At 68.4% G+C, this 26,365-nt stretch carries 25 protein-coding genes; 16 read left to right on the top strand and 9 right to left on the bottom strand.

What is annotated here, in order from left to right:
- The first annotated feature begins 11 nt into the window (after positions 1-11).
- From ACX1D1_RS08570 to ACX1D1_RS08505, 14 genes are read left to right on the top strand one after another with little or no spacing between them, the layout of a single operon-like run.
- Positions 12-1,673 (top strand): propanediol/glycerol family dehydratase large subunit, encoded by a 1,662-nt coding sequence (locus tag ACX1D1_RS08570; RefSeq protein WP_459054300.1) that lies wholly within the window; start codon positions 12-14, stop codon positions 1,671-1,673.
- A gap of 10 nt (positions 1,674-1,683) precedes the next feature.
- Positions 1,684-2,346: a propanediol/glycerol family dehydratase medium subunit gene (locus tag ACX1D1_RS08565; protein ID WP_459054298.1), complete on the top strand. Its 663-nt coding sequence runs from the start codon at positions 1,684-1,686 to the stop codon at positions 2,344-2,346.
- A gap of 9 nt (positions 2,347-2,355) precedes the next feature.
- Complete coding sequence (locus ACX1D1_RS08560) at positions 2,356-2,883, top strand: diol dehydratase small subunit (RefSeq protein ID WP_459054297.1); 528 nt, start codon at positions 2,356-2,358, stop codon at positions 2,881-2,883.
- Between the two features lie 42 nt (positions 2,884-2,925).
- Positions 2,926-4,749 (top strand): diol dehydratase reactivase subunit alpha, encoded by a 1,824-nt coding sequence (locus ACX1D1_RS08555; protein ID WP_459054296.1) that lies wholly within the window; start codon positions 2,926-2,928, stop codon positions 4,747-4,749.
- Positions 4,746-5,096 (top strand): glycerol dehydratase reactivase beta/small subunit family protein, encoded by a 351-nt coding sequence (locus ACX1D1_RS08550; RefSeq protein ID WP_459054295.1) that lies wholly within the window; start codon positions 4,746-4,748, stop codon positions 5,094-5,096. Before ACX1D1_RS08555 ends, ACX1D1_RS08550 begins: the two co-directional genes overlap by 4 nt.
- Positions 5,097-5,109: 13 nt before the next feature.
- Positions 5,110-5,559 (top strand): BMC domain-containing protein, encoded by a 450-nt coding sequence (locus tag ACX1D1_RS08545; protein WP_459054294.1) that lies wholly within the window; start codon positions 5,110-5,112, stop codon positions 5,557-5,559.
- On the top strand, positions 5,556-5,828 hold the full coding sequence (locus tag ACX1D1_RS08540) for a BMC domain-containing protein (protein WP_459019968.1): 273 nt from the start codon (positions 5,556-5,558) through the stop codon (positions 5,826-5,828). The genes ACX1D1_RS08545 and ACX1D1_RS08540 overlap by 4 nt, the downstream gene beginning before the upstream one ends.
- 1 nt (position 5,829) lies before the next feature.
- The gene (gene pduL, locus ACX1D1_RS08535; RefSeq protein ID WP_459054293.1) at positions 5,830-6,465 is read left to right on the top strand and encodes a phosphate propanoyltransferase; all 636 of its coding nucleotides are present in this window, start codon (positions 5,830-5,832) and stop codon (positions 6,463-6,465) included.
- Between the two features lie 4 nt (positions 6,466-6,469).
- On the top strand, positions 6,470-7,291 hold the full coding sequence (eutJ, locus tag ACX1D1_RS08530; protein ID WP_459054292.1) for an ethanolamine utilization protein EutJ: 822 nt from the start codon (positions 6,470-6,472) through the stop codon (positions 7,289-7,291).
- Positions 7,288-8,025, top strand: coding sequence for a flavoprotein (locus ACX1D1_RS08525; RefSeq protein ID WP_459054291.1), 738 nt, complete (start codon positions 7,288-7,290; stop codon positions 8,023-8,025). The genes eutJ and ACX1D1_RS08525 overlap by 4 nt, the downstream gene beginning before the upstream one ends.
- Before the next feature lies 1 nt (position 8,026).
- Positions 8,027-8,299 (top strand): EutN/CcmL family microcompartment protein, encoded by a 273-nt coding sequence (locus tag ACX1D1_RS08520; RefSeq protein WP_459019972.1) that lies wholly within the window; start codon positions 8,027-8,029, stop codon positions 8,297-8,299.
- 2 nt (positions 8,300-8,301) lie between these two features.
- Positions 8,302-9,312, top strand: coding sequence for a cob(I)yrinic acid a,c-diamide adenosyltransferase (locus tag ACX1D1_RS08515; RefSeq protein ID WP_459054290.1), 1,011 nt, complete (start codon positions 8,302-8,304; stop codon positions 9,310-9,312).
- On the top strand, positions 9,309-10,700 hold the full coding sequence (locus ACX1D1_RS08510) for an aldehyde dehydrogenase family protein (protein WP_459054289.1): 1,392 nt from the start codon (positions 9,309-9,311) through the stop codon (positions 10,698-10,700). The genes ACX1D1_RS08515 and ACX1D1_RS08510 overlap by 4 nt, the downstream gene beginning before the upstream one ends.
- Positions 10,697-11,680 (top strand): malate dehydrogenase, encoded by a 984-nt coding sequence (locus ACX1D1_RS08505; protein ID WP_459054288.1) that lies wholly within the window; start codon positions 10,697-10,699, stop codon positions 11,678-11,680. The genes ACX1D1_RS08510 and ACX1D1_RS08505 overlap by 4 nt, the downstream gene beginning before the upstream one ends.
- A 9-nt stretch (positions 11,681-11,689) precedes the next feature.
- On the opposite strand, the gene lepA is transcribed toward ACX1D1_RS08505, so the two are convergent.
- Positions 11,690-13,525, bottom strand: a complete 1,836-nt coding sequence (gene lepA, locus ACX1D1_RS08500) for a translation elongation factor 4 (protein ID WP_182799651.1) — start codon at positions 13,523-13,525, stop codon at positions 11,690-11,692.
- Between the two features lie 174 nt (positions 13,526-13,699).
- Here lepA and rpsT point away from each other — a divergent pair, with 174 nt between their 5' ends.
- Positions 13,700-13,960 carry a 30S ribosomal protein S20 gene (gene rpsT / locus ACX1D1_RS08495; RefSeq protein ID WP_182783118.1) on the top strand — a complete coding sequence of 87 codons (261 nt, stop codon included), beginning with the start codon at positions 13,700-13,702 and terminating at the stop codon, positions 13,958-13,960.
- Positions 13,961-14,029: 69 nt separating this feature from the next.
- On the opposite strand, the gene holA is transcribed toward rpsT, so the two are convergent.
- The 6 genes from holA to ACX1D1_RS08465 form a co-directional block, all read right to left on the bottom strand.
- A complete protein-coding gene (gene holA, locus ACX1D1_RS08490; RefSeq protein WP_182782957.1) occupies positions 14,030-14,998 on the bottom strand; it encodes a DNA polymerase III subunit delta in 969 nt (322 codons plus the stop codon).
- 55 nt (positions 14,999-15,053) lie between these two features.
- A complete protein-coding gene (locus tag ACX1D1_RS08485; RefSeq protein WP_459054287.1) occupies positions 15,054-17,396 on the bottom strand; it encodes a ComEC/Rec2 family competence protein in 2,343 nt (780 codons plus the stop codon).
- Between the two features lie 180 nt (positions 17,397-17,576).
- Positions 17,577-18,353 carry a helix-hairpin-helix domain-containing protein gene (locus ACX1D1_RS08480; protein WP_459054286.1) on the bottom strand — a complete coding sequence of 259 codons (777 nt, stop codon included), beginning with the start codon at positions 18,351-18,353 and terminating at the stop codon, positions 17,577-17,579.
- Between the two features lie 60 nt (positions 18,354-18,413).
- A complete protein-coding gene (gene leuS / locus ACX1D1_RS08475) occupies positions 18,414-20,879 on the bottom strand; it encodes a leucine--tRNA ligase (protein WP_459054285.1) in 2,466 nt (821 codons plus the stop codon).
- Positions 20,880-20,984: 105 nt separating this feature from the next.
- On the bottom strand, positions 20,985-21,905 hold the full coding sequence (locus ACX1D1_RS08470; protein ID WP_459054284.1) for a carbohydrate kinase family protein: 921 nt from the start codon (positions 21,903-21,905) through the stop codon (positions 20,985-20,987).
- 45 nt (positions 21,906-21,950) lie between these two features.
- A complete protein-coding gene (locus ACX1D1_RS08465) occupies positions 21,951-22,847 on the bottom strand; it encodes a DUF4192 family protein (RefSeq protein ID WP_182782962.1) in 897 nt (298 codons plus the stop codon).
- An 84-nt stretch (positions 22,848-22,931) separates the two neighbouring features.
- Here ACX1D1_RS08465 and ACX1D1_RS08460 point away from each other — a divergent pair, with 84 nt between their 5' ends.
- Positions 22,932-23,576: a hypothetical protein gene (locus ACX1D1_RS08460; RefSeq protein ID WP_459054283.1), complete on the top strand. Its 645-nt coding sequence runs from the start codon at positions 22,932-22,934 to the stop codon at positions 23,574-23,576.
- A gap of 432 nt (positions 23,577-24,008) precedes the next feature.
- Here the strand turns inward: ACX1D1_RS08460 and ACX1D1_RS08455 are convergent, their stop codons facing one another.
- Both ACX1D1_RS08455 and ACX1D1_RS08450 read right to left on the bottom strand, forming a co-directional pair.
- Positions 24,009-24,950, bottom strand: a complete 942-nt coding sequence (locus ACX1D1_RS08455; RefSeq protein ID WP_182782964.1) for a DMT family transporter — start codon at positions 24,948-24,950, stop codon at positions 24,009-24,011.
- A gap of 101 nt (positions 24,951-25,051) precedes the next feature.
- On the bottom strand, positions 25,052-26,197 hold the full coding sequence (locus ACX1D1_RS08450) for a L,D-transpeptidase family protein (protein WP_459054282.1): 1,146 nt from the start codon (positions 26,195-26,197) through the stop codon (positions 25,052-25,054).
- Positions 26,198-26,365: the final 168 nt, after the last annotated feature.

Here is a 26,365-nt window from a genome sequence, read left to right as displayed (position 1 = left end):
ATGACCAACCCATGAGATCCAAGAGGTTCGAGGCGCTCGACGCGCGCCCGGTCAACCAGGACGGGTTCGTCAGCGAGTGGCCCGAGGTGGGCCTGATCGCGATGGACAGCCCCAACGACCCGAAGCCGTCGATCCGCATCCAGGGCGGCAAGGTCGTCGAGCTGGACGGCAAGGCCTGCGCCGACTTCGACATGCTCGACACGTTCATCGCCACCTACGGCATCAACCTGGAGCGGGCCGAAGAGTCGATGGCCATCGACTCGCTCCAGTTCGCCCGCATGCTGTGCGACATCAACGTCCCCCGCAGCCAGATCATCCCCCTGACCACCGCCATGACGCCGGCGAAGGCCACCGAGGTGGTCGGCATGATGAGCGTGCTCGAGATGATGATGGCGGTCACCAAGCTGCGCGCCCGCAAGCAGCCCGCCAACCAGTGCCACGTCACCAACGTGCAGGACCACCCGGTCCTCATCGCGGCGGACGCGGCCGAGGCCGGCATCCGGGGCTTCGCCGAGATGGAGACCACGGTCGCCGTCGTGCGCTACGCCCCGTTCAACGCCCTCAGCCTGCTGGTGGGCGCCCAGACGGGACGCCCGGGTGTGCTGACCCAGTGCGCCGTCGAGGAGGCCACCGAGCTGCAGCTCGGCATGCGCGGACTGACCGCCTACGCCGAGACCGTGTCGGTGTACGGCACCGAGGCCGTTTTCATGGACGGAGACGACACCCCGTGGTCGAAGGCGTTCCTCGCCTCCAGCTATGCGTCGCGCGGCCTGAAGATGCGCTTCACCTCCGGCACCGGATCCGAGGTGCAGATGGGATACGCCGAGGGCAAGTCCATGCTCTACCTCGAGGCCCGCTGCCAGTTCATCACCAAGGCCGCCGGCTCCCAGGGCACGCAGAACGGCTCCGTGAGCTGCGTCGGCGTCCCCGCAGCGGTCCCGCAGGGGATCCGCGCGATCCTGGCCGAGAACCTCATCGCGATGATGATGGACCTCGAATGCGCCTCCAGCAACGACCAGACGTTCACCCACTCAGACCTGCGCCGCGTTGCCCGTTCCCTCATGCAGTTCGTGCCCGGCACGGACTTCATCTGCTCCGGCTACAGCGCCACGCCCAACCTGGACAACATGTTCGCCGGATCGAACTGGGACGCCGAGGACTACGACGACTGGAACATCATCCAGCGCGACCTCCGGGTCGATGGCGGCCTGGTTCCCGTCCTCGAGGACGACGTGGTGGCGGTGCGCCGCAAGGCCACCCGCGCGCTGCAGGCCGTGTTCCGGGAGCTCGGGCTGCCGCCGATCACCGACGCCGAGGTGGAGGCCGCGACATACGCCCACAGCTCCAACGACATGCCTAAGCGCAACGTCGTGGAGGACCTCAAGGCGGCCGAGGAGATGATGAAGCGCACCGTGACCGGCTTCGACGTCGTCCAGGCGCTCATCAAGGGCGGCTTCGAGGACGTGGCCGAGTCCGTGTTCAAGCTCCTCAAGTGCCGTGTGGCGGGCGACTACCTGCACACGGCGGCGATCTTCGACGAGCAGTTCAACGTCAACTCCGCCGTCAACTACCCCAACGACTACGCGGGCCCGATGACCGGCTACCAGATCTCGGACGAGTTGTGGAACCGGATCAAGGACATCCGTCAGGCCGTCAGCCCGGAAAGTATTTGAGGTGACCGCAATGAGTATCGATCAGAGCACGCTCAAGCAGATCATCGAGCAGGTGGTGCGCGAGATGGCCGGCGAGGCGGCCGCAGCACCGACGTCACCCTCCATCCCGGCCGAGTCGTTGGCCGGCCGGATCACCCTCACCGAGACCGGGCCCGCGCAGCGCGGCACGGACCCCAAGGAGGTGGTGATCGCGCTGTCGCCGGCGTTCAGCTCCCAGATCTTCGCCACGATCATCGGGCTCCCGCACGGCGAGGTGCTCAAGCAGATCTGCGCGGGCATCGAGGAGGAGGGTCTGCACTACCGGATCCTCAAGGTGTACCGCACGGCCGACGTGGGCTTCATCGCCCACGAGGCGGCCAAGCTGTCAGGCTCCGGCATCGGCATCGGGCTGCAGTCGCGCGGCACCACCGTGATCCACCAGAAGGATCTGCCCCCATTGAGCAACCTGGAGCTGTTCAGCCAGTCACCGCTCATCGACCTCGATGTGTTCCGCGCCATCGGCAAGAACGCTGCCAAGTACGCCAAGGGCGAGTCCCCCTCACCGGTGCCCACCCGCAACGACCAGATGGCCCGCCCGAAGTATCAGGCCATCGCCGCACTGCTGCACAACAAGGAAACGCGGCTGTGTGACCTGACCAAGAAGACCCAAACGCTGCAGGTCAGCCAGGCCTGAGGAATCGACATGGATCAAGAACAACTCATCCGACAGATCATGGCCGAGGTCATGGCCAACCTCAACGGCGAGCAGGTCTCGTTCGCCAAGAAGCCCGCGGGGGCGACAGCCTCTGGAGGGGCTGCCACCATCGGCCGTCAGCACTACCCGCTGGCGGAGAAGCACCCGGAGCTGGTGACCACCAACAACGGTAAGCCTCTCTCCGAGCTCACGTTCGCGGGGCTGCGCTCCGGCGCACTGAAGCCCGAAGACTTCCGCATCTCCTCGGAGACGCTGGAGCTCCAGGCCCAGGTGGCAGAGGATTCCGGACGCGCCAGCCTGGCGCGGAACCTCCGGCGCGCGGCGGAACTGGTGAAGGTGCCCGACGAGCGGCTCCTCGAGATCTACAACGCGCTGCGCCCGTACCGCTCGACGAAGGCCGAGCTCTACGACATCGCCGCCGAGCTCGAGGGCAGCTACGGGGCGAAGATCTCGGCAGGCTTCGTCCGCGAGGCAGCCGACGTCTACGAGGGCCGCGGACGCCTGCGCGTCGACTGACCCTCAACTCCACTGCACACACCGAAGAGAGGATTTCCGACGATGGGGATGGTTGCCGGCATCGACATCGGCAACGCGACCACCGAGGTCGCGTTGGCCGAGCGTCGCAGCGGTGAGCTCGTCTTTCTGGCGAGCTCGACCATCCCCACCACCGGGATCAAGGGCACCGACGCCAACATCAAGGGCGTTGTCCACGCACTGCGGGTGGCCCTCGACCGCGCCGGGAGGCTGATGGACGACGTGGAGGTGATCCGCATCAACGAGGCGGCCCCCGTCATCGGCGACGTGGCCATGGAGACCATCACCGAGACGATCATCACCGAGTCCACGATGATCGGCCACAACCCCTCCACCCCCGGCGGCCTCGGCATCGGCGTCGGGAAGACGGTCGCCATCGAGGACCTGGACTCGACCTCGACCACGGAGCCACTCATCGTGGTGGCCGACCGCAGCCACGCGCACGACGACGTGGCCAGGCGCCTCAACCACGCGTCCGGCCACCTGACCATCACGGGCGCCATCCTTCAGGCCGACGACGGCAACCTCGTCCACAACCGGCTGCACACCAAGATCCCCATCGTCGACGAGGTCTCGCTCATCGAGAAGGTGCCCCTGGGCATGCTGGCCGCCATCGAGGTGGCCGAGGTGGGCCGGATCGTCGAGGTGTTGTCCAACCCCTTCGGCCTGGCCACCTTGTTCGGGCTGGACCCCGAGGACACCAAGCAGGTGGTGCCCCTGGCCCGATCGCTGGTCGGCAACCGCTCCGCGGTGGTCATCAAGACCCCGAAGGGTGACGTCAAGGAACGCCGCATCCCCGCCGGCACCCTCACGTTCCGTGGTGAGAACCGCCAGGTGGACGTCGACGTCGACCGCGGCTCCGAGGAGATCATGGACGCCGCCCAACAGGTGCGCCACGTCGAGGACATCGTCGGGGAACCCGGCACCAACGTCGGCGGCATGATGGAGAAGGTGCGCGTCACGATGGGGCAGCTCACCAACCACTCTCCCCGCGACATCCGCATCACGGATCTGCTCGCCGTGGACACCCACGTTCCGCGCCAGGTCTCCGGCGGTATCGCCAACGAGTTCTCCATGGAGGCCGCCGTCGGCATCGCGGTGATGGTCAAGACCGACCGGCTGCAGATGCAACGCATCGCCACCGACATGGCCGCCGAGCTGGGGATCCCCGTCGAGGTGGGCGGAGTGGAGGCCGACATGGCCATCCGCGGCGCGCTCACCACCCCGGGGACGGCCGTCCCGCTGGCCATCCTCGACATCGGCGCCGGCTCCACCGACGCCTCCGTCATGCACGCCGACGGCTCAGGCACCTCGATCCACCTCGCGGGTGCCGGAAACATGGTCACCCTGATGATCCAGTCCGAACTCGGCCTGGACTCGTGGGACGCCGCCGAGGACATCAAGCGCCATCCGCTGGCCCGGGTGGAGACGGTCTTCAACATCCGGCACGAGGACGGCACCGTCCAGTTCTTCGAGGAGCCGCTGCCGCCGCATGCCTACGCGCGCGTGGTGGTGCTCAAGCCCGAGGGCATGGTGCCCCTGGATCTGGATCTTCCCCTGGAGACCATCCGTCAGGTCCGGATCCGCGCCAAGGAGCGCGTCTTCGTGACCAACGCCGTGCGCGCACTCCGCAAGGTCAGCCCCACCGCCAACGTCCGCGACATCGACTTCGTGGTCCTGGTGGGCGGCTCGGCGCTCGACTTCGAGATCCCCCAACTGGTGACCAAGGCGCTGGCCGAGTACCGCGTCGTCGCGGGGCGAGCCAACATCCGCGGCACCGAGGGACCCCGCAACGCCGTCGCCACCGGCCTGGCCCTCAGCTGGGCCGAGGAAGCTGGTGCCCGATGATCGACGGCCCGCCTGCCATCTGCGTCCACGTGCACGAGGCCACCACGGACGCGCAGCTGACCGACCTGCTGCTCGGCATCGAGGAGGAGGGCGTCCCCGTGGAGGTATCGCGGCACGACCACCTCAATCCCCTGGTGCTCGCCCACGATGCGGCCGTCACCTCCCGGCTGGGAATCGGCCTCGGCGTGGCGTTGGACTACGTGGTCATCACCACCGACAAGCTGCCCGAACACCGCCCCTACGTGGCACGCCATTTCGAGCGGGGTGCGGCCGACCGGATCGTCGGCTCCAACGCCGCCCGCATCGTCAAACGCATTCCGCTCCGGAACTTCACCCGCACCACTTAGGAAAGGACCCACCATGCAAGCGCTAGGGACGATCGAGGTCGTCGGTCTCGCCGCCGGCATCGAGGCCGCTGATGTGGCCTGCAAGGCCGCCAACGTCGAACTGGTCGGCTACGAACTGGCCAAGGGCGGCGGCTACGTCACCATCAAGGTCCTCGGCCAGGTCGGCGCGGTCAACGCCGCGATCGACGCCGCCGCCGTCGCTGCCGCGCGCGTCAGCCGCGTGGTGAGCAAGCTCGTCATCGCCCGACCCTCGGACCAGGTCGAGACGATGGTCTTCAACCGCACCACCGTCGGCTATCACCCCCAGGAGCCAGTGCCCTCCGCAGCGCTCCCTGCTGCCGAGGAGCCGGCCGCCGTGCCCGAGGCACCTCAGGTCGCCCCCACCCCAGAACCCGCCGCGGCACCCGCCCCGGCGACGGCGGACTCCCCCGCCACCACCACCAGCAGGAGGAAGCAAGCATGAGCCAAGCGCTCGGTCTCGTCGAGACCAAAGGATTCGTCGGGGCCATCGAGGCCGCCGACGCCATGACCAAGTCCGCCAACGTCACGCTGATCGGCAGCGAGAAGATCGGTGCCGGCTTCGTCACCGTGATGGTCCGCGGTGACGTCGGCGCCGTCAAGGCCGCCGTCGACGCCGGCTCGGCCGCCGCCGCCAAGGTCGGCGAACTCGTCAGCCAGCACGTCATCCCGCGTCCCCACGCAGACGTCGAGAAGCTGCTCCCGAAGGCCTGATATGACCGAAGCCCAGCTGATCTCCGAGATCGCCGAAAGGGTCCTCACCAGACTGTGCGAGGCAGACCCCACTCGGGTGATCGTCGGCATCTCCAACCGGCACGTACACCTGTCCGACGCCGACTTCCTCACCCTGTTCGGCTCCCCCCGGCCGAGCGTGAGGAAGATGGTGCGGCAACGCGGTGAGTTCGCCGCGGAGCAGACCGTCACCTTGCATGGGCCCAAGGGCTCCATGGATCGGGTGCGCGTCATGGGGCCCAACCGCCCCGCGACACAGGTCGAACTCAGCCGCACGGACGCCTACGCGCTGGGCGTCGCGGCACCCATGGCCCAATCGGGTCACCTGGAGGACGCGGCGCCGATCGAGATCTCCGGACCAGCTGGGCGGGTGGCGTGCACCAATGCGGCCATCGTCGCAGGACGCCACATCCATATGAGTCCCGCCGACGCGGCCGCACTGGGGCTCTCCGACCAGGACCGCGTCAGCGTGCTCTTCGAGGGCGAGCGCGGCGGCCGGCTGGACCACTTCCTCATCCGCGTGAAGGACTCCTATCTCGCCGAACTGCATCTGGACACCGACGAAGGCAACGCCGTCGGTGCCCGGACCGGCGACTACGTGCGCATCGTGAAGGACTGATCCCATGCTCGCCTCCCCCAGCCGCCACCTGCAGACGTTCGCACACCTCGTGCGCACCGAGCAGGTCACCCCCGGCACCGGCGCACTGCGCCTCGGCGTCGACCTCGGCACGGCCAACATCGTGCTCGGGGTGGTCGACGACGCCGGCGCGCCCGTCGCCGGGGCGTGGCGTCGCGCCACCGTGGTGCGCGACGGGGTGGTGGTGGACTGGCTCGGCGCCGTCCGCGTGGTCGGCGCGCTGAAAGCATCGCTGGAGGAGCGGGTCGGCACCCGCTTCGAGCGCGCCACGGTCGCGGCGCCGCCGGGCATCGACGCGGGCACCGCGAAAGTGTTCGGCAACGTGCTGGAGTCCTGCGGGCTGCAGACCGCGGAGATCGTCGACGAGCCGGTGGCGGCCGCGACAGCGCTCGGGGTGCGCGACGGCACCGTCATCGACGTCGGCCACGGCACCACCGGCGTCTCGCTGCTGCGCGACGGGCAGGTGGAGTTCTCCATCGATGAGGCCACCGGCGGCCACCACATGACCCTGGTGATCTCCGGCGCCCTCGGCATGGACTACGACGACGCCGAGGACTTCAAGCGTGACCCGGCCAATGCGGAGCTGGTGTTCGGCCTGATCCGCCCCACGCTGGAAAAGATGGCCACCATCGCCCGCGACGCCCTCCATGGCGCCGGTGACCCGGGGACCATCCACCTGGTCGGCGGATCGAGTTCCTTCCCCCGGGCTGCCGAGGTCTTCGACGATGTGCTCGGCCACGACGTCGTGCGCTCCGTCGAGCCGCTGTTCCCCACCCCACTCGGCACCGCGATGCGGAGGACCCCTTGAACGAATCGCAGCTGCGAGACCTCATCCGTGAGGTGATCGCCGGCCTCATGCCCCAGCGGGTCGCTCCCCGTCCTTCGTCGACGACCGGGCTCGTCCTGTTCACCGGCGCACTCCTCGGGTTCGAGGAGGCCTGCGCCTCGCTCACCCGTCTGAACCCCCAGATGTCGCTGGACTGGATCCAGACGGACTCGGCCCGCAGGGTCCTGGACCAGGACACGATCGCGGGCATCGGCATGACGCCGGCGGACAAGTCGCTGGTGGCCAGCCACGACCTCCTCATCGTGCCCACGCTCACCGTCAACATGGTGGCGAAGGTGGTCCACGGCGTCGGTGACTGTCTGGCCTCCAACGTCATCGCCGAGTTCATCATGAGCGGCAAGCCCGTCGTGGTGGTCACCAACGCCGCCTGCCCCGACAGCGAGGGCAAGCGTTCCTGGTTCCCCCACATGCCCTCGGGCTACCAGGCGATGCTCCGGAAGAACCTCGCCACGCTGCGGTCCTTCGGGGTGCAGCTGTCCGACGCGTCGCGGCTCGACAGGGCGGTCCTCCGCCAGGCCGGAGATGCGGGCGGCGTCCCACAGCCGGAGGCCCCGGCCGAGCGCGTAGTCACGGAGGCCACCGTCGCCGCCAGGGCCGACGGCGCCATCATCCGACTCCACCCCCGCGCCATTGTCACCGACCTCGCCCGCGAGGCCGCCGCGAAGCGCCACATCACTCTGCAGGAAGGGTCCTGACATGTACCTCGCCAAGGTGATCGGCACCGTCGTGTCGACGAGCAAGGACGAACGCCTCATCGGCTTCAAGCTGATGCTGACCCGCCGGGTCGACGAGAACGGCGAGGCCACGGGTTCGCCCGAGGTGTGTGTGGACACGGTGGGCGCGGGCACCGGGGAGACCGTCATCGTCACCAAGGGCTCCTCCGCCCGGTTCGCCGCCGATCGCCCCCAGGCTCCCCTCGACGCCACCATTGTGGGGATCGTCGACGCCGTCGAGATCGAGAACGCCTAGCCATGCCCGCCGTCTACACCCGCACCGGAGACCGGGGCGACACCGGGCTCTTCGGGGGATCGCGCGTGGCGAAGCAGAGCCTGCGCGTCGAGGCCTACGGCACCGTCGACGAGGCCAACGCCGCGGTTGGGGCGGCCAAGGCCGCCCTCGACGACGGCCCCTGGCGCGCCCGGCTCCATCAGGTCCAGCAGCGACTCTTCGTCCTGGCCGCAGAACTCGCCAGCGACGCCAAGGGCGCGGCCACGCTCGGCGACACCGTCGGCGACGTGGACATCACCGATCTCGAGCGGCTCATCGACGACTGCCTGGCCATCACCGGGCCACAGCGCGCCTTCGTGGTGCCCGGGCGCGATCAGCGCTCGTCGGCGTTCCACCAGGCGCGGACGGTGGTGCGCCGCGCCGAGCGCCGCACCCTTACCCTCTCCGAGTCCGAGCCGGTGCGCCCGGAGCTCATCAAGTACCTCAACCGGCTCTCCGACGCCGTCTACGCCATGGCCCGCCTGACGGAGACCTGGGCGGACCGTGACCGGATCGAGCGCATGGTCCGCGCCGCGGTAGCGGCCGCCCTCGACGGCCCCGCAGACGGCGCGGGCCTGTCCGCCGATGCCTGCCTGGGCCGCGCGAGGGAGTTGGCCGATGCTGCCGAATGCCGGGCCGCGGAGCTGAACGTGCCCGTCGTGGTGGCGGTCGTCGACGCCGCCGGCAACCCGGTGCTTCTGCACCGGATGACGGGGTCGCTGCTGGCCTCCCTCGACATCGCCGCCAACAAGGCCTGGAGCGCGGCCGCGTTCAGGACCTCCACGTCCGAGTTGGGCCGGTTGGCCGGGGATGGTGGACCGCTTCCGGGCCTGTCCGACGGCAACGCGGGCCGCGTCGTGCTGTTCGGCGGTGGCGTGCCGCTCTTCGACGGGCCGACCCTTGTGGGGGGCTTCGGCGTCTCCGGCGGCACCGTCGAGCAGGACTGCGACATCGTGAGACATGCACTGAACGCTGTGATGGGAGAACAATCATGAAGCTGGATCCTGCTCTGCTCGAAGCGACGATCCGCCGGGTGCTGGCCAAGCTACCGACCGACGGGGACACCACTGGCGACGGCGTCTTCGCCGACATGGAGTCGGCTATCGCTGCCGCTGCCAAGGCGTCACGGGAGTACCGCACCCGGTCGATGTCGGACCGGCGCCGCTACGTCGCGGCCGTCCGCGAGGTCATGCTGCGCCCCGAGAACCTGGACTACATGGCGGTTGAGGCGGTTCAGCAGACGGGGATGGGCGACGTCGCGCACAAGTACCTCAAGAACAAGCTGGCGGCAGAGCTCACCCCGGGCGTCGAGGACCTGGTCACCGACGCCTACTCCGGCGATGACGGCCTGACCACCGTCGAGTACTCCGCCTTCGGAGTGATCGGTGCCATCACCCCCACCACCAATCCCACGGAGACCATCACGTGCAACAGCATCGGGATGCTGGCCGCCGGTAACGCCGTGGTGTTCAGTCCGCATCCGAGGGCCCGGGACCTCTCCGTCTGGCAGGTCAAGCAGATCAACAGGGCGCTCACCGCCGTGGGCGCCCCGGAGAACCTGGTGGTGACCGTCGCCGAACCCTCCATCGAGAACACCACCGCGATGATCGCGCACGAGGACGTGCGCATGATCGTGGCCACAGGTGGTCCCGGCATCGTCAAGACGGTGCTCAGCTCAGGGAAGAAGGCCATCGGCGCGGGCGCGGGCAACCCCCCCGTGGTGGTCGACGACACCGCCGACATCGACCGCGCCGCCAAGTGCATCGTCGACGGGGCAAGCTTCGACAACAACCTCCCCTGCACCTCGGAGAAGGAGATCGTCGCCGTCGACGCCATCGCGGACCTGCTGAAGTTCTCCATGGTCAAGCACGGCGCCTACGAGCTGAACGCCGACGAGCGGGCCCGTGTCGAGGGCGTCATCCTCACCGCCCGCGGCACCCCGGCCGTCGAGTGGATGGGCAAGCCGGCCTCATCGATCCTGAAGGCCATCGGCGTGGAGCCCCCAGCGGGCGTGCGACTGCTCGTCTGCGAGGCGGACCGGGACCACCCGTTCGTGGTGCATGAGCTGATGATGCCGGTGATCGGGATGGTCCGCGCGCCCGATGTGGACGCGGCCATCGACCTGGCCTGCGAGCTGGAGCACGGCAACCGGCACACCGCCATCATGCATTCGCGTGACGTGTCTCACCTGACCAGGATGGCCAAGCGCATCCAGACCACGATCTTCGTCAAGAACGGATCCTCCTTCAACGGCATCGGGATCGGCGGCGAGGGCTACTGCACCTTCACCATCGCGGGCCCAACGGGTGAAGGTCTGACCCGGGCCCGGAACTTCGCACGCCTGCGTCGCTGCGTCCTCGTCGGCGACCTGAACGTCCGGTGACCATGGCGCCGGTCAGGATCGCGGTCACCGGCGCGGCGGGCCAGATCGGCTATTCGCTGGTCTACCGGATCGCCGCGGGCGACGTGTTCGGGAACCGGCAGGTCGAGCTCCGGCTGCTGGACCTGCCTGCGGCCATGCCCGCGCTGGCGGGCGTGGCCATGGAGCTGGACGACTGCGCCTCCCCCGTCCTTACCGGCGTTGAGGTTGGCGACGACCCCCGCCGCCTCTTCGACGGGGTCAATGTGGCGATGCTGGTGGGCGCGTCGCCGCGCAAGGCCGGGATGGAACGCTCAGACCTGCTGCAGGCCAACGGGGCGATCTTCGCGGAGCAGGGCAAGGCGCTGGCTGCCGCCGCGGCCGGAGATCTGAGGGTTGTGGTGACCGGCAATCCCGCCAACACCAACGCGCTGATCGCCCAGCGCAACGCCCACGGGGTTCCGCCGGAGCGCTTCAGCGCCCTGACCCGGCTGGACCACAACCGTGCGGTCTCGCTCCTGGCCCGGCGGACCCGACGTCGGGCCGAGGAGATCACCAGGATGACCATCTGGGGCAACCACTCCACCACCCAGTACGCGGACGTCTACCACGCCCGGATCTGCGGGCGTCCCGCGGCAGACTGGGTCGACGACGGATGGGTGGCCTTCGACTATCTCCCCGAGGTGGCCCGTCGGGGGGCGGCCGTCATTGCCGCCCGGGGGAGGTCCAGTGCGGCGTCGGCGGCCAACGCGACCATCGAGCACGTGCGCGACTGGTTCGCTGGGACCCCGGGCGACGACTGGACCTCGATGGCGGTGGTGAGCGACGGCTCCTACGGAGTGCCGGAGGGGCTCGTGAGTTCCTTCCCCGTCACCACCCACGACGGCTCCTGGAGCATCGTGCAGGGCCTCAGCCACAGCGCCTTCTCCCGCGCGAAGATCGACGCCTCGGTGGCGGAGCTCCGGTCCGAGGAGGCCGCGGTTGCCCGGCTGGGACTGATCTGAGCCCGGCGCTCAGGCCTTCTTCGCAGTGGACTCGTTGGTCGACAGTGCGGCGACGAATGCCTCCTGGGGCACTTCGACGCGTCCGACCATCTTCATCCGCTTCTTGCCCTCCTTCTGCTTCTCCAGCAGCTTGCGCTTGCGGGAGATGTCGCCGCCGTAGCACTTGGCGAGCACGTCCTTGCGGATGGCGCGGATGGTCTCCCGCGCGATCACCCGGGAACCGATCGCGGCCTGGATGGGTACCTCGAACTGCTGGCGCGGGATGAGTTCCTTCAGCTTGGAGGCCATCAGCAGCCCGTAGGAGTACGCCTTGTCCTTGTGCACGATCGCGGAGAAGGCATCGACGGGATCGCCGTGCAGAAGGATGTCGACCTTGACCAGATCCGAGGTCTCCTCGCCGTCGGGCTCGTAGTCCAGCGACGCGTAGCCCTTCGTGCGCGACTTCAGTGCGTCGAAGAAGTCGAAGATGATCTCACCCAGCGGCAGGGTGTAGCGGATCTCGACGCGGTCTTCGCTGAGGTAGTCCAGACCGCGCTGGATGCCGCGGCGGGTCTGGCACAGCTCGAGGATGGTGCCGATGTACTCCGCGGGCGCCAGGATGGTGCTGCGCACCACCGGCTCGTACACCTCCGCGATCTTGCCTTCCGGATATTCGGACGGGTTGGTCACGGTGTGCTCGGAGCCGTCCTCCATCACCACCCGGTAGACGACGTTGGGGGCCGTCGAGATCAGGTCGAGGTTGAATTCGCGCTCTAGGCGTTCGCGGACGATCTCCATGTGGAGGAGGCCGAGGAACCCGATGCGGAACCCGAATCCGAGGGCGCTGGAGCTTTCGGGTTCGTAGGTGAGCGCGGCGTCGTTGAGCTGCAGCTTCTCGAGCGCCTCGCGCAGGACGTTGAAGTCGTCGCCGTCGATCGGATACAGCCCTGCGTACACCATGGGGTTGGGGTGGCGGTAGCCCGCGAGAGCCGAGGAGGCGGGACGGGTGTCGAGGGTGACGGTGTCACCAACGCGGGATTGGCGCACATCCTTGACGCCTGTGATGAGGTAGCCGACCTCCCCCACGCCGATGGCATCGGTTTTGACCGGGTCGGGGGCGATGACACCCACCTCCAGGAGGTCGTGGGTGGCCTGGGTGGACATCATCCGGATGCGTTCGCGGTGGCTCAGTTCGCCGTCGATCACGCGGACGTAGGTGACCACGCCGCGGTAGGTGTCGTAGACCGAATCGAAGATGAGGGCGCGCGCCGGGGCGTCCGGATCACCCTGCGGGGCGGGAACCTGTTCGACGACGGCGTCCAGGAGCAGCGACACGCCCTCGCCCGTCTTCCCTGATACCCGGAGGACCTCGTCGGGATCGCAGCCGATGATCCCGGCGAGTTCGGCGGCGTACTTCTCCGGATTGGCGCCGGGCAGATCGATCTTGTTGAGAACGGGAATGACGTGCAGGTTCGCCTCGAGCGCGAGGTAGAGGTTGGCCAGGGTCTGGGCTTCGATGCCCTGCGCGGCGTCCACGAGCAGGATGGCGCCCTCACAGGCCTGGAGGGACCGGGAGACCTCGTAGGTGAAGTCGACGTGTCCCGGCGTGTCGATCATGTTGAGGACGTGGGTGACGCCGTCCCTGACCCACGGCATCCGCACGGCCTGGGACTTGATGGTGATGCCGCGTTCGCGTTCGATGTCCATCCGGTCCAGGTACTGCGCACGCATCTGCCTGCCTTCGACGACGCCCGTCAACTGCAGCATGCGATCCGCCAGGGTGGACTTGCCATGGTCGATGTGCGCGATGATGGAGAAGTTGCGGATAATCGCCGGGTCGGTCTTGCCGGGGCGCGGAGCGGGCATGCATCTCCTCGTCGATGAACATGGGGACAGGCCATAATCTCACGGATCCGGCGATGGGGCTAAACCCGCCTGGCTGGCGGCGATTTTGCTAGCCGCCAGCGCCTCAGGTAACCTTGACCGTCGCGTGTCCCACGCATGACCGAAACCATTATCACCCGTAAAGAGGCTTGCCCAGTGGCGAACATCAAGTCCCAGAAGAAGCGCAACAAGACCAACGAGATCGCGCGTCAGCGCAACAAGGCCGTCAAGTCGGCCCTGCGCACGCACGTCCGCGCCTTCCGCACGGCCGCCACCGAAGGCGACGCCGAGAAGGCCGCTGAGCTCGCCAAGGTCGCGAACCGCGCTCTTGATCGCGCAGTCAGCAAGGGCGTCATCCATTCGAACCAGGCCGCGAACCGCAAGTCGGCCATCTCGTTGGCCGTCGCCTCCCTCTGACGCACCCCGCGTCACCCGCTTCAGCGTCTTGACCGTCGGTCGTCAAGGCGCTGTTTTGCGTCCCCTGTGTCAGTGACGCCGGAGTCGCAGCACTCCCAGCACCATGCGCTCGAGGGCGAAGTCCGCGTTGGTGGCGGCTCCTTTGACCTCACCATCGGCGCGGGCCACGAGGCGGATGGCATCGGCCACGCCACCGGCCTGCCAGAGGCGTGAGTGCTTCGCGTAGTCCTTGAGCTTCCACGGGGGAATGCCCAGCTGACGGGCCAGGTCTCCCTCTGACATGCGCAGACCCTGGGCCTCCAGGTACTTGCCCATTCCGCGCAGTGCGCCCGCGAGCGCGCTGGTGATCAGCACCGGTGCCGCACCTGTGCTCAACGCCCACCTCAGGCGCTCCAGAGCGAGGCTCGGGTTGCCGGCAAGAACGGCGTCCGCCACGGCGAAGCTTGTGACCTCCGCCCGTCCCGCGAAGTAACGCTTCACCAACGCGGCGTCGATCTCGCCGCTGTCCCCGTCCGAGGCGAGCTGCTCCACGGCTGCGGCGAGGCTGCGCAGGTCGTGGCCGACGGCGGCCACCAGCTCCCCCGCCGCGTCCGGTCCGATCCTCACCCCGCGTCGACGTGCCTCGTCGCCGACGAACCTCGGGAGCTCAAATGGTTTGACGGCAGCGACGGTCTCCGTGCGGACCTTGGCCTTCTTGAGCTTGTCGATGAGCCCCTTGCCCTTCATGCCCCCTGGGTGAACCAGGATGAGACACAAATCCTCGGGCGGATTGCTCGCCACCGCCACCAGCTGATCCACGACCGAGGGCGGACAGCCGCCGACGTCCTCAATGACGGCGACGATGTGGGAGGAGAACAGCGAGCCGCCGACCACCTCGGACAGCATCGAGTCCTCCAGCTCTTCGGCCGAGATCTCGTTGACGTCCGCCTCTGGATGCGCGGCAAGCGCGCGGGCCTTGGTCTCCGCGACGAGCCTGTGCGCGAGAAGCGCCTCGGGGCCCGTGATGAGCAGGGCCGTACCCCACGCCGTAGAAGTCACAGCCCTAGCATGCCAGTGGTCCACGACGATGCGCCTCCGGTGTCGACCCCACGGGTCACGTCGTGGCGCCACGCCACCGCCTCACCACAAGAGTGGCGCCCTGCAGTCCCACGGCGACGGAGCCGTCCTGGTCCGTCCGGGCCACCTCCATCCCATGCTCGGCGGCTAGGCGCAGGGTGCTCTGCGCAGGGTGGCCGTAGTCGTTGTCGAGACCCGACGACGCGACGGCCAGTGCGGCACCGGTCGCGGCGAAGAACCGCGGCTCCTGACGGGATGAGCCATGGTGGGGAAGCTTCAGCACGTGGACCTCGAGCCCGACGCCGTGGGCGGCGGCGCTGCGCAAGGCCACGGACTGGCCAGCGGGTTCAACGTCCCCTGCCACCAGTACCCGGAGCCCACGCACCTCGACCGTCCCCACCACGGAGGCGTCGTTCTCGGGTGATCCCTCCCCCTCCGCCTCGGGCTCCAATCCCCCTGCCTGCTCCCAGGCTGAGGCGGTGCGCCACACCACGTCCCCCACAGACAGCTGCTCCCCTGCCCGCGCGGAGCGGACCTCGGCACCCGCCTCCCGGGCGGCTGACAGCAGCCATGCCGGCTGCCGCCCTGCACGGGTGAGTATCAGTCCTGGCCGGTATCGGCGGATCACCTCCTCCGCTCCACCCGTGTGGTCCGCATGCCAGTGCGTGAGGACCAGCAACGGCACTGCCCCTACCCCGAGAGCGGACAGGCAGCCCACGGTGGGGCCAGCGTCCGGACCAGCGTCGACGAGGACGACGGCGCCGGTCTGAGCCGCGAAGACCGTCGCGTCACCCTGCCCCACGTCGCAGAAGACGACCCCCCAGTCACCGGGCCACCCCGGCGGAGTGGGCCGCACCATGCAGGAGACGAGCAGCACCATCACGACCGACGCCGCCCCCAGAGGCGTCCGGAGCAGGCTCGGCAGAAGCATCGCCAGCGCAGCCACGGCCACCATCACCACCAGCATCCCAGCGGCGGACGCCTCCCAGTCCCAGGCGGCGGAAGGAAGCGCGGCACCGCCCTCTGCGAGCCACAGGATGGGTTGCGCGCACCACCCGGCCAGCCAACCAGGACCGGCTGCCAGTGCGGGAGCCCAGCACAAGAGGGCCGCCGCCAGCCCAAGCACGGTGGTGGGGCCGACGAACGGCCCGGCCAGGGCATTGGTGATCACTCCCACCATGGAGACCTGATCGCTGATTCCGGTGACAATGGGCTGCGTGGCGAGCTGGGCCGCCATCGGCACTGCGATGGCCTCTGCTGCCCACCGCGGTGCCCACCTCGTCAGTGCCCGGACCAGGCTCGGCCCCAGCAACACAATGCCCGCGCAGGCAGTCACCGACAGCGCGAAACCTGCTGATCTGGCCAGCCACGGGTCAAGCCAGGTCAGCGCCAGGATTGCCACGCTCAGGGCGCGCATGCTGCGCCCCCCGGTCCCGACGCCGACGGCGGCCAATGCCACCAGGCCCATCGCTGTGGCGCGGAGCACCGATGGCTCCTGCCCGCACACGAGCACGAACGCCGCCACCCCTCCCACCGCGGCCGCGCGCACCCACCAGCCACGAAGCCCGACCGCTCTGACGGCGGCGAGCACGACCCCCAGCATCAGGGTGAGGTTGGCTCCGGACACCGCCATCAGATGGGTCAGGCCCGTGACCTGGAACTGGTCTCGCATCTCGTCGTCCACGCCCGAGGTGTCGCCAACCACGAGCGAGGGCACCAGTGCGGCCTGCCGCGGCGGCGACTGGGCGACAGCCTCTCGGAGTCCGTGGCGCATGGCCGTGGCCCCCGCATCGAACAGGTGGGGAGCCCGCACCATGTCCAGGAGCTCGCGGAGGCTCAGCACCGCGACGGCAGAATCATCCGGGCGAGGCTCGCCCATCCGCACCCGGGCGAGATACTCCGCCCCCGGCACCGACTCCACCAACGCGGTGCCGTTGCGTCCAGAGGCAAGGACGACGACGGGCACGGCGGCCTCGACGCGGCGGCCACGGGCCTCCACCCAGACCAGCCGTGCCCTGGCCACGACGGCCTCTGCGGTCTGCTGGGGTTCGGCGAGGATCCGGATTCTCACCGTGCCCACGGCACCGGCTTCGGCGAAGGCCGCGACGGGAGAGCTGTGTCGCTGCCAAGCCTGCACCCCGGAGGTCAGTCCGGTGACGGTGAAGACAACGACCACCACGCAGGTCCACATCCGGCCCAGTCGTGCCGCCACAAGGGCAATCAGTCCGAGCCCCACAACCATGGCCAGCAGCGGCCCAGGATCCGGACGCCAGCCGGTGGTGGCGATCCAGGAGGCACTCCAGGCCGCTGCCGCCAGCGGAACCAACCGCCAGTCATGGCCAGCGGCCCGTGGCTGCCCACCCTCATTCCCGACCTGCATGACCCACTCTCGGTAGGACCTGACGCCATTTCCCTCCGCGCCGATCAGTTGTGGATAACGGCGGTGCTGGGGCGCCCCGACCTAAGACGGGTCGGACGCTTCTGGACGTGTCGTCTATGGATGCCAACCATCGGGAGAGGAGGGCGCGGGAGCTGTCGCTTGGCGCGCACCACGTTCGCGCTAGACCCGGACCAGCAGTTTCAGCTTCTCGAAGGTCTTAGGCCCGATCCCGCTGACCTCCTGCAACTCCTCGACGGCCGTGAATCGGCCGTTCTCCTCCCTCCACGCCACGATGGCGCCCGCCATCACTGGACCCACCCCGGGGAGGGTCTCCAGTTCGGCCACCGTCGCGCTGTTGAGGTCGACAGCCCCTGGGGATCCTCCGCCCGCGCTGGCGCCGGAGGCCCCGTTGAGCTCGCCCTGGGGATCCCCGGAGGTTCCGATGATCACCTGCATCCCCTCGCTCACCGGCGCAGCCAGATTCAGCTGCGCCGGATCCGCATCTGGTGAGAGCCCGCCGGCCGCCTCGATCGCATCCTGGACGATCGAGCCCTCAGGAAGCGTGATGACCCCCGGGTGAAGCACCGCCCCGGCCACGTGGACGCGCACCATGGGCGTGGGGCTGGGGCTCGGTGCCGGCGCCGCTGGGGAAGAGACCACCGACACGGAAGGGAGAGGCACCTCGGTGGCCGATGACCGAGCCAAGGCCGCGACGGCGACTCCCACTCCGCACAACAGCAGGATGGCCACCACCCACAGATGCTTGAGGGTGATGGTGCGTCGTGGCGGCAGCCCGGTCGACCGGGGCGCAGGCGTCGGAGGCGGTGGGGCGGCCGGGCCGACGGGCTCTGGAACGGGCTCTGCTGCCGCGCGCCGCGGCCCGCACAGCGCGGGCCGACCCGCACTGACGTAGGCCAGCCGGGCCCTGGCCAACTCTTCGGCGTCTCGGGGCTCCATATCCCCTTGTTCGCACGTGGAGCCGCCGGTTTCTCGGCCGGGTGCACGCCTGTGGAGAACTCAGCGCGGAACGAGGCTGAGCATCTTCGGGAGCCTGGGGATCACCTTGGCGATCTCCCGGCCGTCCAGCGACCTCTGGACGCCCGGGTCCGCCAGCGCCACCGCGAGCGCGTCCTGCTCGGTGATATCTGCGGGCACCTCAAGCTTGGCGCGGATCTTGCCCTGGATCTGCACCACCATGGTGACCGTGTCGTCGACGGTGAGGCTCGGGTCCGCCGTCGGCCAGGTGCTGGTGGCCACGGAGGGCGCGTGGCCCAGCAGCTCCCACATTTCCTCCGCCACGTAGGGCGCGACGATGCTGAGCGATTGAGCCACGAACTCCGCGGCCTCGCGCACGGCGGGGTCTGCGGGTCCGGGGGCTCCGTCGATCGCTTTACGGGTGGCGTTGACCACTTCCATGGTGCGCGCCACGGCCACGTTGAACCGGCCGGACTCCAGGAGCATGGACACCTCGGTGATGGCCTTGTGGACCGCCTTGCGCAGCGCGGGGTCGCCGAGCGCGAAATCGACGCGACGATCCGAGGCGACGTCTGCGGCGATGCGGTGCGCACGCTGCAGGAACTTCAGGCTCGAGGCCGGAGACAGGTCAGCCCAGTCGATGTCGTCCTCGGGGGGCCCCGCGAACACCATGGTGAGGCGCACAGCGTCCACACCGAACTCGTCGATCTGCTTGCCGAGATCTACGCCGTTGCCCAGCGACTTGCTCATCGCCTTGCCCTGGTTGATGACCTGGCCCTGATTGAGCAGGCGAAGCATCGGCTCGTCGAAGTCCACCAACCCCATGTCGCGCAGCACCTTGGTGAAGAAGCGCATGTAGAGCAGGTGCAGGATCGCGTGTTCGACGCCGCCGACGTACTGCGCGACCGGCATCCAGCGGCGAACGTCGTCGGGGTTGAAGGGGCCCTTGTCGTAGCCCGGGGAGCAGTAGCGGAAGAAGTACCACGATGAGTCGACGAAGGTGTCCATCGTGTCTGTGTCGCGCTGTCCCGGTCCGCCGCAGCGGGGGCACTCCGTGGACACCCATTCGGTGGCCGAGGCCAGCGGGGAGGTGCCCTTGGGTGCCAGTGCGGCGCCCCGCAGGTCCGGCAGGCGGACCGGCAGCTGGTCGTCGGGGACGGGCACTTCCCCGCACGACGGACAGTGCACCACGGGGATGGGGCAGCCCCAGAACCGTTGGCGGGACAGGAGCCAGTCACGGAGCCGGAACTGCACCGTGCCCGTGCCGAGACCGTCGGCCTCCAGTTGCGCGATGATCCGCGCCACGCCGGAGGCTTTGTCCGTCAGACCGTCCAACGTGCCCGAGTTGATGTAGGCGCCGTTGCCGCTGGTGGAGACCCCGGTGAGGGCCGGATCGGTGCCGTCGACGTCGATGACGGTGCGCACCGGGAGCCCGTACTGCCGGGCGAAGTCCAGGTCCCGCTGGTCGTGCGCCGGCACGGCCATGATGGCGCCTGTGCCGTAGTCGGCCAGGACATAGTCGGCGGCCCAGATCGGAATCTGCTCGCCGTTGACGGGGTTGACGGCGTGGCACCCCAGCCAGACACCCGTCTTGGCTCGCTCGGTGGACTGCCGCTCGATCTCGGTCTCCCGCTTGACCTTCTCCAGGTAGGCCTCAAAGGTCTCCCGTTGGGTGTCGGTGACCAGCTCGGCCGCGAGGGGCGCATCGGGCGCCACCACCATGAAGGTGGCACCGAACAGGGTGTCGGGGCGCGTGGTGAAAACCGTGATGGGCTCCGCGCGCCCCTCGACGGTGAACCGGACGTGCGCGCCCTCGGATCGTCCGATCCAGTTGCGCTGCATAGCCAGGACGTGATCCGGCCAGCCCCCCTCAAGCTGCGCCATATCGTCGAGCAACTGCTGCGCGTAGGCCGTGGTCTTGAAATACCACTGGTTCAGCTTGCGCTTGGTGACTTCCGTCTTGCAGCGCTCGCACCTGCCGTCGACAACCTGCTCGTTGGCCAGCACAGTCTGGTCCGTCGGGCACCAGTTGACGAACGAGTCCTTCCGGTAGGCCAGTCCCCGCTCGTAGAAGCGGGCGAACAGCCACTGTGTCCACTTGTAGTAGTCCTCGTCCGAGGTGTGCAGCCGGCGGGACCAGTCGAAACTGAGCCCGTAGCGTTTGAAGGATCGGGCCTGGGTCTCGATGTTGTTGTAGGTCCAGGTGGCCGGATGGGCATCAGCTTTGATCGCGGCGTTCTCGGCGGGCAGGCCGAAGGAGTCCCAGCCGATCGGGTGCATGACGTCAAAACCCTTGAGGCGCCAGTAGCGGGCCAGCACGTCTGCCATCGCGTACGCCTCGGCGTGTCCCATGTGCAGGTCACCGGATGGATAAGGAAACATGTCCAGCACGTAGCGGCGCTCTCGGCTGCCGTCGTCGAGGGGGGTGAAGGTTCCGTTCTCCTCCCAGAAGGCCTGCCACTTCTCCTGGGCTTGGACCCTGTCGTACTGACCCACCTCTTGGCTCACGACCATCTCCTGCAATCGGCATCTACTGCGCCTGGCGGCACGGTGGCTCAATATACCCGTCCGCCCTGAGCCGGACCCACCGTGCACCCAGGCATCATGGCTGCCTCAGGCGAGAAGGGCGTCCACTTCGGCGGCGGTGGGCGGCTGGGCACCCTTCCGGGTGCACACGATCGCGGCCGCGGCAACGCCGCGCGCCAGCGCCGCCTCCACATCTCCCGGGTCATCGGCGTAGGCCGACAGGAAGCCGGCCATGAACGTGTCACCGGCGCCCACCGTGTCCACCACGTCGATGCGACGCCCAGGTGTGCGGATGCGGCGACCGTCCGGCTTGACGGCCACCACGCCGTCAGCGCCGAGCGTGACGATGAACATCGACAACCCGTGCTCCCCTACCCATCCCTCCGCGTAGCCCAAGGGATCCGAATCGTCGTCGACGAGCCACGCGATGTCCTCGTCCGAGGCCTTGGCGATGCCACCGTTCTTGCCGACGGCCGACAGAAGGTCTGAGACGAGACCGAAGTACTCTGCCCTGTCCGGCAGGGTGGACGGCCGAACGTTGATATCGAAGCTCACCGCGGCGTCGGTGCTGCGAACGAAGTCCAGGATGTGCTTCGCGCCGCTGCCGATGACGGCGCCGATGGAGCCGAAGTGCAGCCAGTCCGAGTGCTCCAACTCCGGCAGCTCGCCTGCCCTCCAGCTGAATGCGGACGTGCCCGCGAAGTGGAAGTGGTAGCTGGCCCGGCCCTGCTCGTCGAGGGACACGACCGCGAGCGAGGTGGGGTCCTCCGTGGGGACGGCCAACCCGAGGTCCACGCCCGCGTGCTCGAGGTGGCTGCGCAACTGGCGCCCCAACGCATCAGTGCTCAGCCGACCAAGGAATCTGGTGTCCTTGCCGAGGCGCGCGAGGGCGGCAGCTGTATTGAACGGACCTCCACCCGATCTGGCGATCCAACGGCTCTCCGCCGGCGAGATCATCTCCTCCGGCATCAGATCGATCAGGGCTTCTCCACACACGACGAAACGCATGGCAGAACCCTACGGCACGCCCGGGGGGCCGGCGCCCCCGAGGGGTCATTCGTCCCAGCGACGCGGCGGGATCCCGCACTGGTGGAGACGCCTGAGTAGGCTCGCCACCGCATGCCGGGGATCTGACCTCGCCAGCTGCTCAAGGCATGAAGTCTGGGCAGCGCCCCGGCCGCTCAGCCAGGACGCCATCCCCAGGAGCGAGATCACGTTCGCCTGCACGTCCTCGGGCGCGACACGACGGGCCGCCACCAGATTGGGCCACACGGCATCCGCGTTCGTGATGCTGAGGCGGGTGAGCAAGGCGCCGAGCCGGTCTTCGTCTCCCAACAGGACAGCCAGGGTGCAGGCCTCGGTGGGGGTGAGCCGTTCCTCGGACTCCGCCAGGTCCGCAAGGAGGTCCATCGCATCCTCCGGGGACAAGGCGCGGACCAGGGTCTGCGCCGCCGCCACCTCCGCATCCGGCAGCGGGACGTGCTGCTCGACGGGTGCCACAGCTTCCTCCCGGTCCGCGCAGATCCTGACTCCTTCATAGACGGCCTGCGCCTCGAGCGCGCTGGTGTGGCACTCGATCTCGTGCACCTGCAGGTCCGCGTCCAGCACCCACGTGGTCTGCCCGTTGGTCACCATGGCGTCGATAACCCGCGACTCCCCCACCACTGATGCCAGCTCAGTGACGGCGAGACCCGCCTCGTCCGGCTCACCGAAGCCGATCAGCACGAACCGGCAGTCCTCCACCTGGGAGGAGGCGTTGATGATCTGATCCGCCACGTCGTCGAAGTGGTAGACGAACCAGTCGAGATCCAGGCGGGCGCAGAAGGCGACGGACTTGCCGCTCAACGCCAGGATGACGCAGGAGTCAGTGGGGTGGAAGCCCAGCAGGACGGCGGGCATGGCGAGAAGATCGGCACGCGTGGTGCCGCGGAGAACTGGTGTGCTGCTCATTGTCCATTACTCGGGAAGACGCTGGGTTGTTTCCCACCTGTCAGCGGAACTGTGGACAACCGCTCTGGGTACGCTGGCAGCACTATGAGCAACCAGCAGTGGCCGCCGCCGGGCGAGGGACGGGACAACTCGCCGTGGTCCCACCAGGATCCTGGCTACCGCCCCACACAGTTCCACGACGTGCAGGGCCGCGATCCGCGCCAGCCGTTCGGTCAGCCACCGGCGCCGCCCCCAGACCCCGACACTGTCCGTCCGCCCCGCACGCCCGGTCCCACACTGTGGATCGTCGTGGGCGTGATCGTCCTCATCGGGGCTCTCATCCTGGGCATGCAGTTCCTCGGCGGAGATCCGGCTGCGGCCCCGGAGGCCTCCCCCACCCCCTCCGTCGCGGCTGAGCCGTCGCCCACCCGATCCGGCAACTTCATTCCCTTCGAGGGCAACGGCGACGGGATCTTCGAGATCGTGAGCCACGAGTGGACCGACGATGGGTTGGCGTTGAAGATCCGCGTCGAGGTGGAGGAGGGCGAGTACCAGTTCGGCCTCTTCTCCTTCACCAACGAGTCACGCGAGGCGTTCGACCCGGTGGATCCCTTCCCGTTCACCGTCCGCGCCGGCGTGCCGTACGAGGCCGACGTGTTCTTCGTCATGCCGAATGCGGATTCCACCATCGTGCTGGCCACGCCGTCGGGCCGCGTGGCGCTGAACGCCCTTCCGGTGGAGGCCGGGTAGCGATCCTCACTCGTCCACCCGTGATCACGGGCAGTTGGGTGGGCAGGTCGTCCGACTGATGGACTGAGACGGCTGCCCCGGAACAGTCGATGCCCGGTTTGCCGCGCCGCCCTCGAAGGGTCGAGACCCGCACCCGGACAAGACCACGCAACACGGCGGACGAGTGCGGGGAGACGGGAGACGATGCCCGGGCGGCCTCGACAACTCGAGCACCGACCCGGCTGCCCGGAGCATGGGGACCATGGACAGCGGCCGCCCGGGCATCGACTCACGGCTCACCGCACCCGACTACAAGATCCGCATGAAGGTGGTAGTCACAACCCTTCGAGACAGGGCTACGCCGCTACGCGGGCAGCCCTCCTCAGGGAGCGATGGGGACCGGACACGCCGCTGCGCGGGCGGCCCTCCTCAGGGAGCGATCCGGTAGTCGGGCTAGCTCATGGGTGGGTCCGAGGCGGGCGCGTTCTCGCTGGCCTCGGCCAACACGCGCCGCTCCTCGATGGCGTCCGGGTGATCCTTGGACAGCAGCAGCACGCCGTAGACCGCGATGGCTCCCGTGACGGCCATTCCCACGGCTGGGCCTACGCCCATGCCGATGCCCTCTCCCAGCACGATGAGCCCGAAGAGGACGGCGACGAACGGGTCCACCGTCGTCATGGTGCCCACGGTGATCTCCGCGGGCCCGGATGCATACCCCTGCTGGATCATCCACACCCCGAGTCCGTAGCAGGCCAGCATCATCGCCACCGTCGCGACGACTTCGAAACCAGCGAAGGACTGGCCGTGCTTGAGGACCAGATCCATCGCCGCCTTCATGAACCCGGAGGCGAGGCCGTAGAAGGTGGCGCCAACCGAGGACCACATCATGGCCTTCGCCCACGGGGCCGCTTTTGTCGCGAAGTAGGACAGCACACCGCAGATGGCGCACACCACGAGGAAGGCGATGAACATGGGGGCGAACTCAACCTGCTTGACGCCGGTGGCGAAGAGCGACGAGAAGACCGTGAAGCCGACGACGCCGGCCACAGTGATGCCCACAGCGATCCACATCTTGTGGCTCAGCTTGTGCTTGTGGATACGGGCTGCGAGCAGCACGGACCACGGCACGGCCAGGATCCCCACCGGCTGTACTACAGCCACGGGTGCGAATGACAGCGCCACCAGGTGGATGGCCGCCCCGGAGAAGACGAACAGGAGCCCGAGCAGCCACTTCCGGATCTTGAACAACCGCAGCAGCCCAGCGAACGTGAGCGTGTTCGACGACGCGGTTCCCGACGGATCGAAGGTGGACTTGACCCCCAGGCTCTGCAGGACGGCACCGCTGGCGAACAAGAAGGAGGACACAACCTGCATCCCGATGGCTAGCCAGATCACGTGCGCGGCCTCTCAGTCGATCGTGGCTGGAAGACTACAGGCCCATAGGAAGGCCGGGGTGCGACCGCGGTCCTGCTCCGCATCGACCCCGGTCGCTACCCTCATGCGTAGACAACCACCTTGTCACCGACGCGGGCGGCGTCGAACAGCGCCGCCACGGCTGACTTGTCCCGGACGTTGACACAACCGTGCGAGGCTCCGTTGTAGCCGTTGCGCGCGAAGTCCGCCGAGTAGTGGACCGCCTGGCCGCCGCTGAAGAACAGGGCGTAGGGCATGGGTGTGTCGTAGAGGCTGGAGACGTGGTTCTTCGACTTCCAGTAGACCGAGAAGACGCCGTTGCGGGTGGGAGTCAGCTCTGAGCCGAAGCGCACGGACATGGTGTCGACGATGGTTCCGTCGATCACCCACGCCAGGCGGCGCTGCGCCTTGGAGATGCAGATGACGCGCCCGGTCAGGCAGCGATCGTCCAGCGTCATCGTCGAAGGCGTTGCAGCGCGGACCACGTTGTTGAGTTCGTCCGCGGTGGGCTTGCGGGTCATGCCGTACAACCGGTCCTTGGTGCGCTGATCCACTTCCCCAGTGACGGGGATCTGGCGCTTGGCCTGGAAGCCCTTCACCGCCTCAAGGGTCTGCACGCCGAAGATGCCGTCGATCTTGGGCGAGTACCAGCCGATCTGCTTCAGCCTGGCCTGCAGGTCCTTGACGCCGTCACCCTTGCTGCCTTGGGCGTAGATCGCGGGGCCGGGGGTCAGCACGTTGTACATCTCGTCCCGGGTGGGTTCGCGCGTCATGGAATGAAGTCTGTCCAGCGTCACCTGATCCACCGCACCGGTCACGGGGATGCCGCGCTTGGCCTGGAAACCCTCGATGGCGAGCCTGGTGTCCTCGGCGTAGACCCCCGTGATCTTGCCGGAGAACCAGTCAAGCTGCAGAAGGCGGTGCTGCAGGTCACGCACATCGTCGCCCTCGTCGCTGAGCTCAAGCAGTGCCGGGGGCGGCGGGGGTGCCGGGGGGGCCGTCTCCTGCGTGGGCGGTTCAGTGATGGAGGGCACCGGATCCGGCGAGAATGACGGGCTGGGTGCCGGCGCCGACGGGGTTGCCGGGACGGGCTCGGCCACGGGGCTGCTCGGCGCCGGGAGTGGTGTGGCGTCCGGAGAGACCGCCCCGGGTGCGCAACCGGCCAACAGCAGGGCCACGGCGGCGATCATGCCGACGGCGACCCGCCGGGCGCCAGATGGGCTGAACACGGTGCACCTCGCAGGGGGAAGATCGAACACGTCACGGGTAGCATAGTCTCCCCCCAGGTCACGCCTGGACATGACACCCTCAGGGGCGCAGCGGGTCATGGTGGTCCTTTCCTCGATCCATACCCTCCCTACGCATGGGACCGGTGCTCCGGTTGCACTCCCTGTCCG

It is taken from the genome of Tessaracoccus luoxuelianae (assembly GCF_054483915.1).
Note: the sequence above shows the minus strand (reverse complement) of the source record. Positions and strands in the feature narration are given on the sequence as shown.